The 16174-nt window shown below is 74.6% G+C and carries 15 protein-coding genes; 8 read left to right on the top strand and 7 right to left on the bottom strand.

Annotation, left to right across the window (positions count from 1 at the left end; all coding sequences use genetic code 11):
• The first annotated feature begins 16 nt into the window (after positions 1-16).
• Positions 17-2101, top strand: a complete 2085-nt coding sequence (locus tag AC3EVP_RS09050) for a SpoIIE family protein phosphatase (RefSeq protein ID WP_435127942.1) — start codon at positions 17-19, stop codon at positions 2099-2101.
• Between the two features lie 93 nt (positions 2102-2194).
• On the opposite strand, the gene AC3EVP_RS09045 is transcribed toward AC3EVP_RS09050, so the two are convergent.
• Complete coding sequence (locus AC3EVP_RS09045) at positions 2195-2806, bottom strand: LysE/ArgO family amino acid transporter (RefSeq protein WP_335980890.1); 612 nt, start codon at positions 2804-2806, stop codon at positions 2195-2197.
• Positions 2807-2889: 83 nt separating this feature from the next.
• On the opposite strand from AC3EVP_RS09045, the gene AC3EVP_RS09040 reads away from it, so the two are divergent.
• Positions 2890-3876: a LysR family transcriptional regulator ArgP gene (locus tag AC3EVP_RS09040; protein WP_435127940.1), complete on the top strand. Its 987-nt coding sequence runs from the start codon at positions 2890-2892 to the stop codon at positions 3874-3876.
• A gap of 40 nt (positions 3877-3916) precedes the next feature.
• Here AC3EVP_RS09040 and AC3EVP_RS09035 read toward each other — a convergent pair whose 3' ends face one another.
• Complete coding sequence (locus AC3EVP_RS09035) at positions 3917-4639, bottom strand: SDR family NAD(P)-dependent oxidoreductase (RefSeq protein WP_435127938.1); 723 nt, start codon at positions 4637-4639, stop codon at positions 3917-3919.
• 215 nt (positions 4640-4854) lie between these two features.
• On the opposite strand from AC3EVP_RS09035, the gene AC3EVP_RS09030 reads away from it, so the two are divergent.
• Entirely contained in the window at positions 4855-5505 is a 651-nt protein-coding gene (locus AC3EVP_RS09030) for a TetR/AcrR family transcriptional regulator (RefSeq protein WP_435127936.1), read from the top strand.
• Positions 5506-5524: 19 nt separating this feature from the next.
• On the opposite strand, the gene AC3EVP_RS09025 is transcribed toward AC3EVP_RS09030, so the two are convergent.
• Positions 5525-5839 carry a hypothetical protein gene (locus AC3EVP_RS09025; protein ID WP_435127934.1) on the bottom strand — a complete coding sequence of 105 codons (315 nt, stop codon included), beginning with the start codon at positions 5837-5839 and terminating at the stop codon, positions 5525-5527.
• 108 nt (positions 5840-5947) lie between these two features.
• On the opposite strand from AC3EVP_RS09025, the gene ykgO reads away from it, so the two are divergent.
• From ykgO to AC3EVP_RS09010, 3 genes are all read left to right on the top strand, one after another.
• A complete protein-coding gene (ykgO, locus tag AC3EVP_RS09020; RefSeq protein WP_335980885.1) occupies positions 5948-6070 on the top strand; it encodes a type B 50S ribosomal protein L36 in 123 nt (40 codons plus the stop codon).
• 317 nt (positions 6071-6387) lie between these two features.
• A complete protein-coding gene (locus AC3EVP_RS09015) occupies positions 6388-7047 on the top strand; it encodes a zinc ribbon domain-containing protein (RefSeq protein ID WP_335980883.1) in 660 nt (219 codons plus the stop codon).
• A gap of 42 nt (positions 7048-7089) precedes the next feature.
• A complete protein-coding gene (locus AC3EVP_RS09010) occupies positions 7090-7671 on the top strand; it encodes a GNAT family N-acetyltransferase (RefSeq protein ID WP_435127931.1) in 582 nt (193 codons plus the stop codon).
• A 59-nt stretch (positions 7672-7730) separates the two neighbouring features.
• Here the strand turns inward: AC3EVP_RS09010 and AC3EVP_RS09005 are convergent, their stop codons facing one another.
• Both AC3EVP_RS09005 and AC3EVP_RS09000 read right to left on the bottom strand, forming a co-directional pair.
• A complete protein-coding gene (locus AC3EVP_RS09005) occupies positions 7731-8468 on the bottom strand; it encodes a TetR/AcrR family transcriptional regulator (RefSeq protein WP_435127929.1) in 738 nt (245 codons plus the stop codon).
• Positions 8469-8550: 82 nt separating this feature from the next.
• Positions 8551-10029, bottom strand: coding sequence for an MFS transporter (locus AC3EVP_RS09000; protein ID WP_435127927.1), 1479 nt, complete (start codon positions 10027-10029; stop codon positions 8551-8553).
• 212 nt (positions 10030-10241) lie between these two features.
• Between AC3EVP_RS09000 and AC3EVP_RS08995 the strand changes: the two genes are divergently transcribed.
• Positions 10242-10955, top strand: coding sequence for a class I SAM-dependent methyltransferase (locus AC3EVP_RS08995; protein ID WP_435127925.1), 714 nt, complete (start codon positions 10242-10244; stop codon positions 10953-10955).
• A gap of 176 nt (positions 10956-11131) precedes the next feature.
• Here AC3EVP_RS08995 and AC3EVP_RS08990 read toward each other — a convergent pair whose 3' ends face one another.
• Both AC3EVP_RS08990 and AC3EVP_RS08985 read right to left on the bottom strand, forming a co-directional pair.
• Positions 11132-11719: a GNAT family N-acetyltransferase gene (locus AC3EVP_RS08990; RefSeq protein ID WP_335980874.1), complete on the bottom strand. Its 588-nt coding sequence runs from the start codon at positions 11717-11719 to the stop codon at positions 11132-11134.
• A gap of 137 nt (positions 11720-11856) precedes the next feature.
• A complete protein-coding gene (locus AC3EVP_RS08985) occupies positions 11857-13515 on the bottom strand; it encodes a purple acid phosphatase family protein (RefSeq protein ID WP_435127922.1) in 1659 nt (552 codons plus the stop codon).
• A gap of 506 nt (positions 13516-14021) precedes the next feature.
• Here AC3EVP_RS08985 and AC3EVP_RS08980 point away from each other — a divergent pair.
• Positions 14022-16067 (top strand): phosphocholine-specific phospholipase C, encoded by a 2046-nt coding sequence (locus tag AC3EVP_RS08980; protein WP_435127920.1) that lies wholly within the window; start codon positions 14022-14024, stop codon positions 16065-16067.
• Positions 16068-16174: the final 107 nt, after the last annotated feature.

The following is a 16174-nucleotide window of genomic DNA, read 5'->3' as shown; positions in this document are numbered from 1 at the left end:
GCGCGATGATCGGAGCATGAGGCGGATCGGCGCGGGCCCCGGCGTGCCCGAACTCGAACCCGAGGTGTTCGACCGGGCCATCGTGGCCGTCGCGATCACCGCGGGCGAGGACCACCGGCTGGTCTACGTCAACGAGGCCTTCCGCGCCCTGTTCGGCCCGCGGCAGCTGGGCGCGCCCGCCGCCGAGGTGTTCACCGAGCCCAATGCCGCCCGCTTCCTGAAGATGCTCGACCAGGTCCACCTCGACCGCGCCGCCCGGCAGGTCACCGAGACCCGCACCACCGAGGGCACCGCGCCCGGCGCGCCCGGCCGCCGGCACTTCGTCTACAGCTGCTCGCCGGTGGTCTCCCGGTTCGGCGCGGGGGTGCTGGCCGTGGCGGTGGACACCACCCCGCAGGTGGAGGCGGTCGAGGCCGCGCAACTGCTCTCCGAGCAGCGGCAGAAGGCGCTCCAGCGGTACGAGGCGCTGATGTCCGCGGTCACCCAGATCGTGTGGCTGATGAAGCCGAACGGCGAGATCGTCGAACTGGTCGGCGGCTTCGAGGAGTTCACCGGCATCCCGTGGCGGCCGGTGATCGACCAGGAGTGGATGGCCGCGGTGCACCCGCACGACCGGCAGCGGCTGGTGCGGACCTGGAACGAGGCGGCCGAGGGCCGCGCGCGCTTCGAGTGCACCTTCCGGATGCGCACCGCCACCGGGGAGTACCGGCACGTGCAGTCCCGGGCGGTGCCGGTCGAGCGCGGCGGGGAACTGGTGGAGTGGATCGGCGCGACCGCCGACATCGAGGACCAGTGGCGCAACCGGCTGCGCGAGCGGCTGCTCGCCCGGGTCACCACGGTCACCACCGCCGACGACGTGCCGGACGCGTTCGCCGCCGTGGCCGCCGCGGTCGTGCCGGAGCTGACCGACGCGTGCGCGGTCTTCATGCTGCCCGCGGCCGGCGTCGGCGGCCCGCTCACCGCGGTCCGGGTCGCCACCACCGCCCGCGCCGGACTGCCGGCCCTGCCCCCGCTGAGCAACCGGCCCTACCTCGTCGGCCAGGCCGCCCAGCAGGTCATCGAGAGCCGCCGCCCCCGGCTGATCACCTTCCCCACCGGCGACCCGCCCGACAGCGTGCTGTCGGAGATGTCCCGGCGGTGGCTGCGCGAGGCGCGCGCCACCAGCCTGACCATGGTGCCGATCGTGATCGACTCGGCCGTGGTCGCGTTCGCCTGCGCGGCCAGCTGCGCCGACAGCCCGCCGCCCGGCGCCGCGGACCGGGCGCTGCTGCGGGAGATCCTGTACCAGGCGCGCGAACCGCTGCGGCAGGCGGTGGAGCTGCAGCGCACCCGGCACACCGCGCTCACCCTCCAGCGCGCGCTGCTCACCGCGACCCCGGTGGTGCCCGGCGCGGAGCTGGCCGCGCACTACCAGCCCGCGAGCAAGACCGCCGAGGTCGGCGGCGACTGGTACGACGCGCTGCTGTTGCCCGACGGCACCGTGGCCCTGACCATCGGCGACATCGCCGGGCACGACCTGGACGCCGCCACCTCGATGAGCCAGCTGCGCAGCATGCTGCGGGTGATCGCCTACGACCAGGAGCACCCGGGCGGCCCGGCCGAGAGCCTCGCCCAGCTCGACCGGGTGGTGGACGGGCTGCGGATCGCGCCGCTGGTCACGGTGGTGCACGCCAACCTGGCGCCGCGGTCCGACGGCCGCTGGCACCTCGCGTGGTCCAACGCCGGGCACCCGCCGCCCCTGCTGCTGCCCGCGGCCGGCGAGCCGCGCTACCTGCTGGGCGACGGCCCCGACCTGCCGCTGTGCGTGGCGCCCGACGCGCCCCGCGCCACCTGGCACCACGAACTCGACAGCGGCGACACCCTGCTGCTGTACACCGACGGCCTGATCGAGGTGCCCGGCACCGACCTCGGCCAGGGCATGGCCGCGCTCGCCGCGACCGCGCAGGCCGCCCGCGCGGACGGGCTGACGCTCGCGCAGATCTGCGCCCAGATGCTGTCGGGCGCCGGCAGCCGCCGCGACGACGCCGCCGTGATCGGCTTCCGCCCGATCCGGCAGGGCCCCAGCCGCGGCGCCCTGCCGCGCGGCCGGCTGCTGCACTGAGCGGGCCCGCGTACGGTGCGGAAGCCCGCCGCGTACGGTATGGGCCTCCGCGTACGGCACGGGCCCGCCGCGTACGGCACAGCCGCCGCGCGGTCAGGCCCGGGTCGCCATCAGCACGCCCATGCACACCATCGTCACCGCGATCACCGCGTCCAGCACCTGCCACGACCCGGGCCGGGCGAAGGGGCGGCGCAGCAGCCGCGCGCCGAAGCCGAGCCCGGTGAACCACAGCGTGCTCGCCGCCGCCGCGCCCGCCCCGAACAGCCACCGCGCGTGGCCGTAGCTGTTGGCGACCGAGCCGACCAGCAGCACCGTGTCCAGGTAGACGTGCGGGTTGAGCCAGGTCATCGCCAGGCAGGTCAGGACGGCGGTGCGGGCGGAGGCGCCGGCGCCCTCGGCCGCGGTCAGCTGCTGCGGGCGCAGGGCCCGGCGGGCGGCCAGCACCCCGTACGCCACCAGGAACGCCGCGCCGGCCCACGCGGTGACCGTCAGGGCGGTCGGCCAGCGCCGTACGACCGTGCCGATGCCGCCGACGCCCGCCGAGATCAGCAGCAGGTCGGAGACGGCGCAGATCACGACCACCGCGGGCACGTGCTGCCGCAGGATGCCCTGGCGCAGCACGAACGCGTTCTGGGCGCCGATGACCACCAGCAGGGACAGACCGGTGCCGAGGCCCGCCAGGACGGCGAGGAGAGCTGCGTGCATGCCCCGAGGCTAGGAGCGGGGTGATCTTTCAGGCCAGCTAATGATTCTTAGGTAGCATGAGCAACACTTAAGGTGTGCCGCCTGTGCTCGGAAGGACCCGGCGGGCGGTGCGGGAAAGGGGCGCGGCGACGGTGGACGGGCTGCCGCTGGACCAGGTGCGCACGCTGCTCGCCGCCGTGGACGAGGGCACCTTCGAGGCGGCCGCCGAGGCCCTGCACGTCACGCCGTCGGCGGTGAGCCAGCGGGTCAAGGCACTGGAGCAGCGCACCGGGCGGGTGCTGCTGCTGCGGACGAAGCCGGTGCGGCCCACCGCGTCCGGCGAGGTGCTCATCCGCTACGGGCGGCAGCTCGCGCGGCTGGAGCAGGACGCGGGCGCCGAACTCGGCCTCGACGACGCGCTCGGTCCGGCCACCCTGCCGATCGCGGTCAACGCGGACTCGCTCGCGACGTGGTTCCTGCCCGCGCTCGTGGACGCCGCCGCCGACCGCGGCATCCTGTTCGACCTGCACCGCGACGACGAGGACCACACCGCGGCACTGCTGCGCCAGGGCCGGGTGATGGCCGCGGTGACCTCCTCCCCGCTGGCGGTGCAGGGCTGCTCGGTGCGGGCGCTGGGCCGGATGCGCTACCGGGCGATGGCCGCGCCGCGGTTCGTCGCCCGCCGGCTGGCCGGCCGCCCGCTGCGCGAGGCGCTGCCGGCCGCGCCCGCGATCGTCTTCGACCGCAAGGACGAGTTGCAGGACCGGTTCCTGGACCTGCTCGCCCCGCGGCGGGCGGCCGGCTCCGCGCGCCTGACCGCCGCGACGCGCGCCCGGCACTGCATGCCCTCGTCCGAGGCGTTCCTCGCCGCGGTCGCCGCCGGGCTCGGCTGGGGCATGATCCCCGAGGCGCAGGCCGGCCCGCACCTCGCGGCGGGCACCCTCGTGGAGCTGGCCGCCCGCCGCCCGGTGGACGTCCCGCTGTACTGGCAGCAGTGGAAGCTCGACTCGCCCGACCTGGCGGCCGTCGCCGACGCCGTCCACCGCACCGCGGCCCGCACCCTCTCCCCGCCCGCCCCCGCGCCGGGCTGACCGGCCGCCGGGCCGCGCCGGGCCGCGGGCGCGCGGGGCGTCACGCGACGGCGCGCCCGCCGTCGACCGGCACCGTCGCGCCGGTGACGTACGCGGCCCGGGGCGAGGCGAGGAAGACCACCGCGGCGGCGATCTCCGCGGTGCTCGCGTGGCGCTTGAGGAGCGTGGTGGCGCCGAGCGTGTCGACCATCTCCAGCGGGGCGCTCTCGGTGAGGGTCGGGCCGGGGGAGACGCTGTTCACGCGGACCCCGGAGGTGCCGAACTCCGCCGCCCAGGTGCGGGTCAGCGAGTTCACGGCGGCCTTGGTCGCGCTGTAGACGGACCCGCCGGGCAGCGCCACGGTCGCGGCCATCGTGCTGATGTTGACCACGCTGCCGTCGCCGCGCTCGGCCATCCGCGGCGCGATCGCGGCGGTCAGGAAGTACAGCGCCCGCACGTTGACCTGGAACATCGCGTCGTAGGACGCCACGGACTGCTCGCCGGTCGGCGCGAAGTCGAAGACGCCCGCGTTGTTGACCAGGATGTCGACGTCGGCGGCCTGCTCGGCGAGCCGGCCGACCGAGTCGAGGTCGGCCATGTCGGCGGCGAAGAAGCGCGCCTTGCCGCCCGCGGCCTCGATCGCGGCGACGGTGGCCGCGCCGCGCTGCGCGTCGCGGCCGCTGACGAGGACCTCGGTGCCCCCCGCGGCGAGCTGTCGGGCGATCTCCCGGCCGATGCCGGAGGTGCCGCCGGTGACCAGTGCCTTGCGGCCTTCGAACTCCATGGTGATCCGCCCTTTTCGGTGGTGGGGGTGTGCGTGGTGCGGGTGTGTGTGCCCGCGCGGCACGGGTGCGCCGCCGGGGGTGATCGCCCGCCGCTGAATATTGGAGCGATGGCTCCATTCTTGTCACCCAAAGATTGGAGTGTCAACTCCAGTTTTTCCGTGGCGGGCGCCCCGCGGGCCGGGAGGAAGCGCTGGGCAGGGCCTACGCTGAACGCATGAGCATCGACTCGCCCCCCGTGTCCGACCCGACGGCGCCGCAGAAGCTGACCCGCAAGGGCGCCGCCACCCGCGGGCGGATCGTGGCGGCCGCGGCCGGACTGATGCTGGAGCACGGCGTGGCGGGCACCAGCACCGACGACGTACGGGCCGCCGCCGGGGTCAGCACCTCGCAGATCTACCACTACTTCGCGGACAAGAGCGCCCTGGTCCGCGCGGTGATCGCGCACCAGACCCAGGCCGTGCTGGACGCGCAGCAGCCGCTGCTGGGCAGCCTGGACTCGCTGGAGGCGCTGCGCGCCTGGCGCGACCTCGTCGTGGGCATCCAGCGCGAGGCGCACTGCCAGGGCGGCTGCCCGATCGGGTCGCTGGCCAGCGAGCTCGCCGAGACCGACGAGGTGGCGCGCGCCGACCTCGTCGGCGGCTTCGCCCGGTGGGAGGCGGCGATCCGCTCCGGCCTGCACGCGATGCGCGACCGCGGCGAGCTGCGCGGCGACGCCGACCCGGACCGGCTCGCCCTCGCCCTCCTCGCCGCCCTCCAGGGCGGCCTGCTGCTCACCCAGGTCCGGCGCGAGACGGCTCCGCTGGAGGCGGCACTCGACGCGATGCTCGCGCGGATCGCCGATCTGACGGTGCGGCCCGGCGGTTGAGGCCGGGCGCGGCCGGGCGTCAGTGCGAGGTGGGGGTGCCGTGGGTGTCGTCGGGGTCGTCGATCGGGCCGGGGCTGGTGAAGTCGGGGCTGGTGAAGCCGGGGCTGGAGAACCCGGCCTCCTCGGGCACCAGCTCGTCGGCGTCCTCGGCCTCGTAGTCGGGGCCCTCGAAGGGCGGCACCTCGAAGTCGGGCGGGGTGAAGTCGCCGATCCGGTCGCCGCCGGGGCCGGTGAAGTCCGGACTGGAGAAGTCGGGGCTGGAGAACCCCGGCCGGTCGAAGTCCGGGCCCTCGTCGGCGCCCGGCCGGTCGCGGTCCTGCGGTGTTTCGGTCATGTCTGCCCGTCCCCTCCTGGAGGACCGCCCGCCCGCGCGGAATGAACGCGCGGGCACCGCGGTTGTCGCACCTGCAACCGTAGAGACTACGAGCAGAAGGGCGCCACCATGAAGGTACGCAACTCGCTTCGCTCCCTGAAGGGCCGCCCGGGCGCCCAGGTCGTGCGCCGCCGCGGCAAGGTCTACGTGATCAACCGCAAGGACCCGCGGAGCAAGGCCCGCCAGGGCTGACCCCGCCACGGGCCGGCCCCGGCCAGCCCCCGCACGCGGCCGCCGTACACCCGGGACACGGGCGTACGGCGGCCGCGGCCGGTTCGGACCGCGATGCGGAACGGGGCGGGCGTGCCGGGTGGTGACCGTGGGGAGCGCGGGGGCGCAGCGGTGTGCCCAGCAGCGCCAAGGGGGCGCCCGGATGTGGGAAAATACAGGGTGCTTGCGGCGCCGTACCCGGCCCGCAGAACCGGCAGCGGCGGACGGGGCGTCCGTTGCCGGTAGGGGAGGACCGGCGGGCAGGGGCCCGGCCGGAGGCTGCTCGGGGAGGGCGACCGGTGACCGCGGAGATCTACTTCAGCAACAACTACCGTGATCTGTGCGAGCAACAGGGCACGGGTGCGGGGTTCCAGTTCGAGTTCTCCTGCCACCGCTGCTACGACACGTGGCGCTCGCCGTTCGTGCCGTACACCGGTGGCCGGATGGCCAGTTGGGTCGGCAAGGGGGTCAACGCGGCCTGGGGGATGCTCGGCCGGGCCGGCAGCGGCGTGTCCACCGCGGCCGACGGGCTGGCCGGCGCCGGCTACGGCACCGCCCGCGACGCGGCCTTCCAGCGCGCGATATCCACCGCGGAAGGGCACTTCAACCGCTGTCCGCGCTGCACCGGCTACGTCTGCAACCGCTGCTGGAACGCCGGGCAGGGCATCTGCCTGACCTGCGCCCCCGACACCGCCGCCGAGGCGCTCGCCGCCCAGCAGCGCGGCCTCAACGACATGGTGACCGAGCGCGCCTACGCCGTCGGGCAGACCGCCGGGCAGTCGTTCGACGTGAACACCCCGCGCCAGCTGGTCTGCCCGCAGTGCCGCGCCGAGACCCACGGCTCGGCCTTCTGCCCCGGCTGCGGCAACCGGCTCGCCCAGCCGGACACCTGCGGCTCGTGCAGCGCGCAGCTCCCGGCGGGCGCCGCCTTCTGCCCGGACTGCGGCACCCGCCGCTGACCCCCGCGCCGCGCTGACCTGCGGATGTGTGAGGCTGGGGGCATGAACGACCGCCCCCGGCCCGCCGCCGAACAGACCCCCGCCGAACAGGCCCCGGCCGAAGCGACCGCCGCCACCCCGGCCTCGGCCGCCGTGCCGGCCACCACCGTCGTGCGCTGGCCCGGCCCGGGCCTCGCCGACGGCCAGGGCCCGGCCGGGCTGCTCGCCGCCTACCACCTCCAGACGCAGGCGGAGAAGGGCGAGGCCGTCACCGACGTGGCCGACCTGCCGGAGCGCTACCGCGCGGAGGTCCTCGACCCGTGGACCGCGTTCGCGGCCGACACGGTGCTGCTGGCCGTCGCCGGGGACGCGGTGCCCGGCTGCCTGGTGCTGACCGGCGCGGTGGGCGGTGCGGCCGAGATCAAGCGGCTGTGGACCGCCCCGGAGTACCGCGGCCGCGGGATCGCCGCGGCCTTGGTGCGCGCCGCGCTCACCGAGGCGGCCGCGCGCGGGGTGCACACCCTGCGGCTGTCGGTGTGGGACTGGCGCACGGGCGCGATCGCCCTCTACGAGCGGCTGGGCTTCGCCCCCGTACCCGCCCGGGACGACCGTCCCCGCCTGCTCCACCTGGCCCGCCCGGTCTGAACGGGCCCGGGCCGCCGCGGTGTCGGGCGGAGCCGGCAGGGCGGGCGGTGCGGGGGAGTTCAGCCCTGGGCGTTGATCCGGGTGAGCTGCTCGCGGGTCACCGCGGGGCGGGCCGATGCGGGGGAGTGGGCGCGCAGGCCCGCCAGGTGGATGTCGGCGTAGCGCCGCCAGGCGTCCGGGGTGACCGCGCCGCTGGTCTCCACCACGCCGCGCAGCCCCCACACCAGGGCCATCACGTCGCCGAGTTCGATGTGCGCGGCGACCCGCCCGGCCGCCTTGGCCTGGTCGAGCAGCAGGTCGATCAGGTCGCGCAGCTGCTCCACGCAGGCGGCCTCGGTGCGGCCCACCAGCTTGTCGGCGTAGCCGCGGTGCAGGCTCAGCCAGTGGCCGAACACCCCGATGAACACGTCGAGTCCGGTGCCGTCCGGCAGGGCCAGGGCGCTGCGCGCCTCGGCGACCAGCTCGCCGAGCATCTGCCCGGCGATCTCGTCGACCAGCGCCTCCTTGTTCGGGAACCGCCGGTAGAGGGTGCCGACGCCGACGCCCGCGCGGGAGGCGATCAGCTCCATGCTGGCGTCGGTGCCGTACTCGGTGAGCACCTCGCGGGCCGCGGCGATCACCAGTTGGTGGTTGCGCGCGGCGTCGCGCCGCATCGGGCGGTGCGGGGCGGCGCCGCCGGCGGGTGTCGGGTCGGCAGCGCCCTTCGGCGCCGGGTGCTCACCGCACACGGCACCGTGCCCCGTGCCGTGCCCGGTGCTGTCGGCTACGGGGCCGTGCCCCGCCTTGTGCGCTGCCATCGTCCACTTCCGATCGGTGCGGCCCTGCCCGGTGCCGGCCCCCCTGTGGTGCGGTCGGCACCGGAGTGTCCGGTGCCGGACCTCACTCCGACGTGTCGCTCATGACCGTACCGCCGGGTACGGCCGTGAGCGCGGTGCCCGCCGGCTCGTTGTCCTCGGTGGAGCTGGCCACCAGAGTGCCGCGCCGGGAGACCGGGATCAGCAGCGCGGCCAGCGCGCCGACCAGCAGCGCGACGCCGAGCATCGCGAAGCCGTGGGTGTAGCCGGCCTCGCGGGGCAGGCCGTCGGCCGCCGGGCTGGAGGTCACGACGCTGGCCATCAGCGCGGCGCCGATCGAGCCGCCGATGGTGCGGATGTTGGCGTTCATGCCGCTGGCCACGCCGGTCTGCTCGGCCGGGACCGCGCTCACGATCAGGCTGGACATCGCCGCGAAGGCGAGGCCGAAGCCGACGCCCATCACCGCGGTCGCGATGTACAGCTCCCAGGTGGCGCCGTGCGCGAAGGCGAGCAGCGCCATCGACACCGCGCTGATCAGCGAGCCGAGCAGCACCACGGTCTTGCCGCCGATCCGGGCGGCCAGCGAGTTGGCGCCCAGGCCCACCAGGAACATCGCCACCGACATCGGCAGCAGGATCAGCCCGGACTGGGTGATGGTCGAACCGAAGCCGTAGCCGGTGGACTTGGGGGTCTGCACGAACTCCGGGAGGAAGGCGAAGACGGAGTACATGCCGACGCCGAAGAGCAGGGCCACGGTGTTGTTGGTCCACACCGCGGGACGGCTCATCATCTTCATGTCGATCAGCGGCGTCGCCGACCGGCGCTCGGTCTCGACCCAGGCGACCGCCAGCACCACGGCGGCGACGATCAGGCCGATCACCTTGCCCGAGCCCCAGCCCCACACCGACGCCTGGCTCAGCGCGACCAGCAGCGCCACCAGCCATGCCGACAGCAGCAGCGCGGGCGCCCAGCTGATCCGGCCCTCGGTACGGGTGCGGCTGGCCGGTACGAACAGCACCGTGGCGACCGCCGTGAGGATGGTGAGGATCATCGGCAGCCAGAACAGCCAGTGGTAGTCCAGCGCGTTGACGATCGGGCCGGCCAGCACGATGCCCAGGCCGCCGCCGACCGCGACGAGCGAGGCGATCGCGCCGACCGCGCCGCTCATCTTCTCGCGCGGGAACTCCTCGCGGACGATGCTGAACGCCAGCGGCAGCACGCCGCCGCCGACGCCCTGGATCACCCGGGCGACGATCATCACCCCGACGTTGGTGGCCAGCGCGGCCAGCAGCGAGCCCGCGGCCAGCGCGACCAGGGTGGCCACGAAGACCGGCTTCTTGCCGACGATGTCCCCGACCCGGCCCATGATCGGGGTGAATATGGACGCGGAGAGCAGATACGCGGTCAGGACCCAGGTGACCGTGTTCTGCGAGGTGTGCAGCGACTCCTGGATCGTCGGCAGGACCGGGGTCACCAGCGACTGGAGCAGTGCGTACGCGCTGACGCTCGCCGCCAGCACCGCGAACGTCACCTGGTGAGGGGTGCGCCGGGTTTCGGACGCCATGGAACTCCTTAACGGACGCAAAAGGGGCGGCGCGGACGCGGTGGTCCGGGCCGTACGGAGAACGGGACGAGCGACAGCGCTCGGAGGTGTGCGCGGAGATCCGGAACTGTGATTCCGCTAAAGCCAGCATACGTCAACGGGAATGGCGGTTCCGTTTCGTTCGGGTGAGATCTCGCGCACATCGCGCCGCACCCGGTTCTAGGGTGGGCCGGGTGTTCTCCTCCCAAGGCCCCTCCGTACGCGAGCTGGCCGTCCAGGCGCTGTCCTCCGTCGAGCACGGGTACGACCTGCTGGCACCGGCCTTCGACCACACGCCCTTCCGCACCCCGGACCGCTTCCTCGACGCCACCGCGGCGGCGCTGCGGCCGTACGGGCCCTTCCGCACCGGGCTCGACGTGTGCTGCGGCACCGGCGCCGGCGTCAGGGTGCTGGCCGGGCTGTGCCCCAACGGCGTCACCGGCGCGGACATCAGCCGCGGCATGCTGGAGCGCGCCCGCGCCGCCCACCCCGAGCACGGCTGGGTCAGGGCCGACGCGCGGGCGCTGCCGTTCGACACGGAGTTCGACCTCGCCGTCAGCTTCGGCGCGTTCGGGCACTTCCTGCCCGCCGAGCGGCCCGCGCTGTTCGCCGGGGTGCACCGCGCGCTGCGCCCCGGCGCGCTGTTCGCCTTCCCCGTCGCCGCGCCGCCCCCGGTCGGCTCACCCTGGTACTGGGCGCTGGCCGGCTTCGACGCCGCGATGCGGGTGCGCAACGCGCTGTGGCGCCCGCCGTTCGTGATGTACTACCGCACCTTCCCGCTGGAGCCGGTGCGGGCGGACCTCGCGGCCGCGGGCTTCGAGGTGAACACCCTGGCGCTGGAGGAGTTCGGCCGGCGCCCCGACGGCAGCCCGCGCTGCCGCCTGGTACTGGCCCGCCGGATCGGGTGAGGCGCGGCCGCCCCGCAGGCGCTGGGCCGACTCCGGCCGGGTGAGACCGAGTTCGGCGGCAGGGCCGGCCAAGTGCCGGTCGTGGTCGGCGAGTCGGGACAGCAGGCGCACGCGGGCCTCGGTGAGGCGGAAGGTCCTGAGGCGGTCGGGCCGGCCGTACGGCCGTGCGGTCGCGGCTAGTCGGCCGGGTGCGGCGCCGGGGACGGGGGGAACTCGGCCTTGCGCAGCCGGTAGACCTGGAGCCGCAGGTCGTAGTACTTCTCGGTCTCCCCGACCCACTCCATGCCCACCCGCCGCGCGGTCGCGGCGCCGCGCTCGTTGCGCGGGCGCACCACCGCGAAGATCTCGTCGACGCCCGCCTCGAAGGCGTAGTGCGCGACGGCGTGCCCGGCCTCCGAGGCGTACCCCGCGCCCCACGCGGTCGGGGCGAGCTGCCAGCCGACCTCCAGGTCCACGCCGTACGGGGGCAGCGGCAGCAGCGCCGCGCCGCCGACCAGTTCGCCGGTGTCGCGCCGGGTGACCGCCCAGCGGCCGGCCGGCGGGTCCAGCTCCTCGCAGTTCGCCCGCCAGCAGGCCAGCAGTTCGCGCATCGCCTCGGCGTCGGGGGTGCGGTGCATGGCCGGGGCGAGCCAGCGGGTCACCTCGTCGGCGCCGTAGACCGCCAGGGCACCCGCCGCGTCGGCGTCCTCCCACGGCCGCAGCAGCAGCCGGGGGGTGAGCACCCGGGCACCGTCGATCTCGACCCGGTATTCGCTGTCGGCCATGTCGCGCCTCCTGCGTGGTTTGGGGGGACTCGGCGGATCGTAGCCCACCGGGTGCGGCCGCCCGCGCCCCACCCGCCTGGCGGGGCGCGGCACGCCCCGTTCGGCGCACGGCGGGGCGGCTGCCCGCCCGGCCGCGGCTAGCCGTCCGAGCGGCGCCGGTGCAGCGTGAACTGCTCGAAGACCGACAGCTCGCCGGCGGGCTTGTCCACGTTGTAGTACGTGACGTGCAGCCGGGTGGTGTCGCCCGCGAAGCGGCCCGGGTCCACGGTGAAGGACGCGAAGCCGTAGGGGTGCTCGATGTCGCGCACGCCCGTCCAGACCGCCTCCTCCTTGACGTACGTGGCCGCGCGCTTGCCGCCCTCGGGGCGGCTGTCGGCCACGGCGGTGATCACCTTCGCGGTGCCGTCCTTGAAGAACGACTGGTTGGTGGTCCCGGAGACCCCGCCGCCGCCGAGCACCATGTGCACGGTGCCCAGGCTCGTGTCGATGTCGTCGGTGCGGGTGGAGGCGGGGTTCGGGGTGAGGGTCTCGCTGCCGCTGACCACCCCGCGCACCGCGAGCGACCGCTCATAGTTGTGTTCGTGCCCGCAGACCACGAGGTCGACCTGGTAGCGGTCGAAGAGCGGGCCGTACTTGGCGCGCAGGCCCAGGTCGGCGCCGTTGGCGTCGGAGGAGGAGATCATCACCTGGTGCATGGCCACGACCACCCAGTCGATGTCGCGGTCCGCCCGCGCCGCCTTCAACTCCCGCTCCAGGAAGGCGAGCTGGCGGCCACCGGAGTAGCCGCTGATGTAGAGGTCGCCGCCGTCCTGGAGGCAGTTGTCGTCGTTCTGGAGCACGATGACCCGCACCGAGCCGGCAGTGAACGCGTACCACAGGCCCGCGAGTTCGGCGTCGGTCTCGGTCGACGGCAGCGCGAAGTACGTCTGGTAGGCGCCCAGGCCGATCTCGCCGTTGCCCGACTCGATCTCGTGGTTGCCCGCGGCGGGCATCCAGGGCCGGAAGCGGGCCGAACGGGTGTTGTTGGTGAAGAAGTTGTTCCAGGTCCGTACCCGGTCGACGTCCAGGTTGGCGTAGCACAGGTCGCCGTTGAGCAGGTGGAACAGCGGCGCGACCTGCTCGATGCCGGTGACGATGTCCTTGGTGGCGGGCGTGGAGTTGGCGTCCAGCGCCACGCTGCCGTCCGACGCCCAGGTGACCTGCGGCGCGGACTGGTCGCCGAAGCTGGTGAAGGTCAGCGGGCGGCGGCCGCGCGGCGCGGTGGCGAAGGTCCCGCTGTCGGGAGTGGCGCCGTCGTGCGAGACGACGTAGAAGTACTGCTTGCCGGGGGAGAGCCGGTTCAGCGCCGCGTGGTGGACGTAGACCCTGCGGCCGGACTTGCCGTCGGCGTAGCTGCGGGTGACCGCGTCCACGCCCGAGCCCAGGCCGTGTTCGAGGGTGCCGTACATCACCCGCGGCCGCTTCACCGGGGCGTCGGTGAGCCAGGAGACGACCATCTGGGTGGCCGGGTCCTTGCCGAACGTCAGGTGCAGGCCCTGAACCGGCGGGGCGCCGCCCGCGTCCGGCGACGGCAGGAACGCCGGGGCGCCCGCGGTGGCGCTGCTCGCCGGCGTGGCGGCGGCCGGCGCCGCGGTCAGCAGCGGCGCGGCCACGGCGGCGGCGCCGGCGGTGCCGAGCAGGCCCACCGCGGCCCGGCGGCCGATCCGCGGACCGGTCGGTGCCTGCGCCGCCGCCTGCTCCCCGGGCTGCTGCGACGACGGCTCGGAAGGGTGCGACGGGTCCAACTGTGCGGCCATCAAGACTCCTTGACGCGGGTGCGGTGCGGGGCAGTGCGGGGCAGTGCGGTGTCGTGCCAGGTGGTGCGGGGCGGCGCGGTGTCGTGCCGGGCGGTGCGGGGCGGTGCGGGGCGGTGCGGTGCCGTGCCGAGCGGTGCGCAAACGTACGGGCCCGCGCCAGGGCGGCGCGGTGACGTCGTGCAGAATCCCGCCCGGCGGCGACGGCCAGTTGAACGGCGCCTTGCGCGCCGGCGACGGAACCCACCGTGATGGGACGGTGCCAAAGGCCGTCGCGGGCGCGGCCGCAACCTCCCCCCGCCGGCGGGCTGTTCGCGGTCCGTACGGCGCCGCGCCACCCGTACGACACCCGCACGTCGCCGGCGCTCGGTGATCTGGGACCGCCCGGCCCGGGCCGCCACCGCCGGGCCCCGCACCACCCGACGTCAGCGGTACGCCGGCCCGCGCACGCCAACTTGTCCGCGCCGCCCGGCCCAGCATCCGCCCCGAGCCCAAGAGGTCCCGCGAGCATGACCGAACTCAACCGGCGCCGCTTCCTTCAGATCGCGGGCGCCACCGCCGGCTTCTCCGCGCTGTCCGGCAGCATCACCCGGGCCGCCGCCATCCCGGCCGGCCGCCGCACCGGCACCATCAAGGACATCGAGCACATCGTCGTCCTGATGCAGGAGAACCGCTCCTTCGACCACTACTTCGGCTCGCTGCGCGGGGTGCGCGGCTTCGGTGACCCCCGGCCGGTCACCCTGCCCAGCGGCAAGTCCGTGTGGCACCAGCCGAACGGCACCGGCGAGGTGCTGCCCTACCACCCGGACACGCAGGACCTCGGCATGAAGTTCATCGAGGGCCTCAACCACGAGTGGACCGGCAGCCACAAGGCGGTCAACGGCGGCCGGTACGACCAGTGGATTCCGGCCAAGTCCGCGGCCACGATGGCCCATCTGACCCGCGACGACATCCCGTTCCACTACGCGCTCGCCGACGCGTTCACCATCTGCGACGCCTACCACTGCTCGCTGATCGGCGGCACCGACCCCAACCGCTACTACATGTGGTCGGGTTGGACCGGGAACGACGGCAAGGGCGGCGGCCCCGTCGTCGACAACTCCGAGGCCGGCTACAGCTGGACCACCTACCCGGAGCGGCTGGAGAAGGCCGGCATCTCCTGGAAGATCTACCAGGACATCGGCGACGGCCTCGACGCGGCCGGCGGTTGGGGCTGGATCGAGGACCCCTACCGCGGCAACTACGGCGACAACTCGCTGCTCTACTTCGACCAGTACCGCAACGCCGCCCCCGGCGACCCGCTCTACGACAAGGCCCGCACCGGTACCGACGCCAAGGCCGGCGACGGCTTCTTCGACGTGCTGCGCGCCGACGTCAAGGCCGGGCGGCTGCCCCAGGTCTCCTGGATCGCCGCTCCCGAGGCGTTCTCCGAGCACCCCAACTGGCCGGCGAACTACGGTGCCTGGTACATCTCGCAGGTCCTGGACGCGCTGACCGCCGACCCCGAGGTGTGGAGCAGGACCGCGCTGCTGATCACCTACGACGAGAACGACGGCTACTTCGACCACGTCGTGCCGCCGTACGCCGCCGCGGCGGGCCAGGGCGGCTCGACCGTCGACACCTCCCTCGAGCTCTTCCCCGGCAACTCCACCTACGCCCCCGGCCCGTACGGCCTCGGCCAGCGCGTGCCGATGCTCGTGGTCTCGCCCTGGAGCACCGGCGGCTACGTCTGCTCCGAGACGTTCGACCACACCTCGATCCTGCGGTTCATCGAGCAGCGGTTCGGCGTGCACGAGCCGCAGATCTCGCCGTGGCGGCGCGCGGTGTGCGGCGACCTGACCTCCGCGTTCGACTTCTCGCTCCAGCACGACCGGCCCGCGCGCCTGCCCGGCACCGACGGCTACCAGCCGACGGACTCCGACCGGCACGACTCCTACGTGCCGGTGCCGCCCGCCGAGCAGGCGGTGCCGCGCCAGGAGAAGGGCTCCCGGCCCACCCGGCCGCTGCCGTACGCGCCGCACACGGACGCGGCCGTCACCGCCGCCGGCCAGGTCACCCTGACGTTCGGTGGCGGCGCCGGGGCGGGCGCGTGCTTCCACGTCACCTCCGGCAACCGCACCGACGGCCCGTGGACGTACACCACCGGCGCCGGGCACACCCTCACCGGGCAGTGGGACACCGACGGCACCTCCGGCACGTACGACCTGACCGTGCACGGCCCGGCCGGCTTCCTGCGGGCCTTCGGCGGCACCGCGCACCGCGCCGGCGCCGAGGTCACCGCCCGGCACGACGCCCGCACCGGGCAGGTCGAGCTGACCCTCGCCAACTCCGGCGGCAGCGACATCCGCTTCACCGTCCGCAACGCCTACGACGGCAGGCAGCGGATGCTCGTCGTACGCGCCGGGCGCCGCGAGACCTACCGGCCCGCCCTCGCCGACCGCTGGTACGACGTGACCGTGCAGTCCGACCACGACGCGGCCTTCACGCGGCGCTTCGCCGGGCACGTCGAGACCGGCCGCCCCGGCGTCAGCGACCCGGCGATCGCGACGGCCTAGGACACACCCTGGTGGGCGGGGGAGCCCTGGCGGCCAGGCCGCCGAGGCTCCCCCGCCCGACGTTTCGTCCCGGCTCGGTCACAGCCGCCGTGCGGGTACGGATTCCG

This window comes from Actinacidiphila sp. bgisy144, from assembly GCF_057708105.1.
Note: the sequence above shows the minus strand (reverse complement) of the source record. Positions and strands in the feature narration are given on the sequence as shown.

Coding starts and splice junctions, on each gene's coding strand:
- AC3EVP_RS09050 (WP_435127942.1), top strand. CDS start 17: ATGAGGCGGATCGGCGCGGGCCCCGGCGTGCCCGAACTCGAACCCGAG.
- AC3EVP_RS09045 (WP_335980890.1), bottom strand. CDS start 2,806: ATGCACGCAGCTCTCCTCGCCGTCCTGGCGGGCCTCGGCACCGGTCTG.
- AC3EVP_RS09035 (WP_435127938.1), bottom strand. CDS start 4,639: ATGGAGTTCGAAGGCCGCAAGGCACTGGTCACCGGCGGCACCTCCGGC.
- AC3EVP_RS09030 (WP_435127936.1), top strand. CDS start 4,855: ATGAGCATCGACTCGCCCCCCGTGTCCGACCCGACGGCGCCGCAGAAG.
- AC3EVP_RS09025 (WP_435127934.1), bottom strand. CDS start 5,839: ATGACCGAAACACCGCAGGACCGCGACCGGCCGGGCGCCGACGAGGGC.
- ykgO (WP_335980885.1), top strand. CDS start 5,948: ATGAAGGTACGCAACTCGCTTCGCTCCCTGAAGGGCCGCCCGGGCGCC.
- AC3EVP_RS09010 (WP_435127931.1), top strand. CDS start 7,090: ATGAACGACCGCCCCCGGCCCGCCGCCGAACAGACCCCCGCCGAACAG.
- AC3EVP_RS09005 (WP_435127929.1), bottom strand. CDS start 8,468: ATGGCAGCGCACAAGGCGGGGCACGGCCCCGTAGCCGACAGCACCGGG.
- AC3EVP_RS09000 (WP_435127927.1), bottom strand. CDS start 10,029: ATGGCGTCCGAAACCCGGCGCACCCCTCACCAGGTGACGTTCGCGGTG.
- AC3EVP_RS08990 (WP_335980874.1), bottom strand. CDS start 11,719: ATGGCCGACAGCGAATACCGGGTCGAGATCGACGGTGCCCGGGTGCTC.
- AC3EVP_RS08985 (WP_435127922.1), bottom strand. CDS start 13,515: ATGGCCGCACAGTTGGACCCGTCGCACCCTTCCGAGCCGTCGTCGCAG.
- AC3EVP_RS08980 (WP_435127920.1), top strand. CDS start 14,022: ATGACCGAACTCAACCGGCGCCGCTTCCTTCAGATCGCGGGCGCCACC.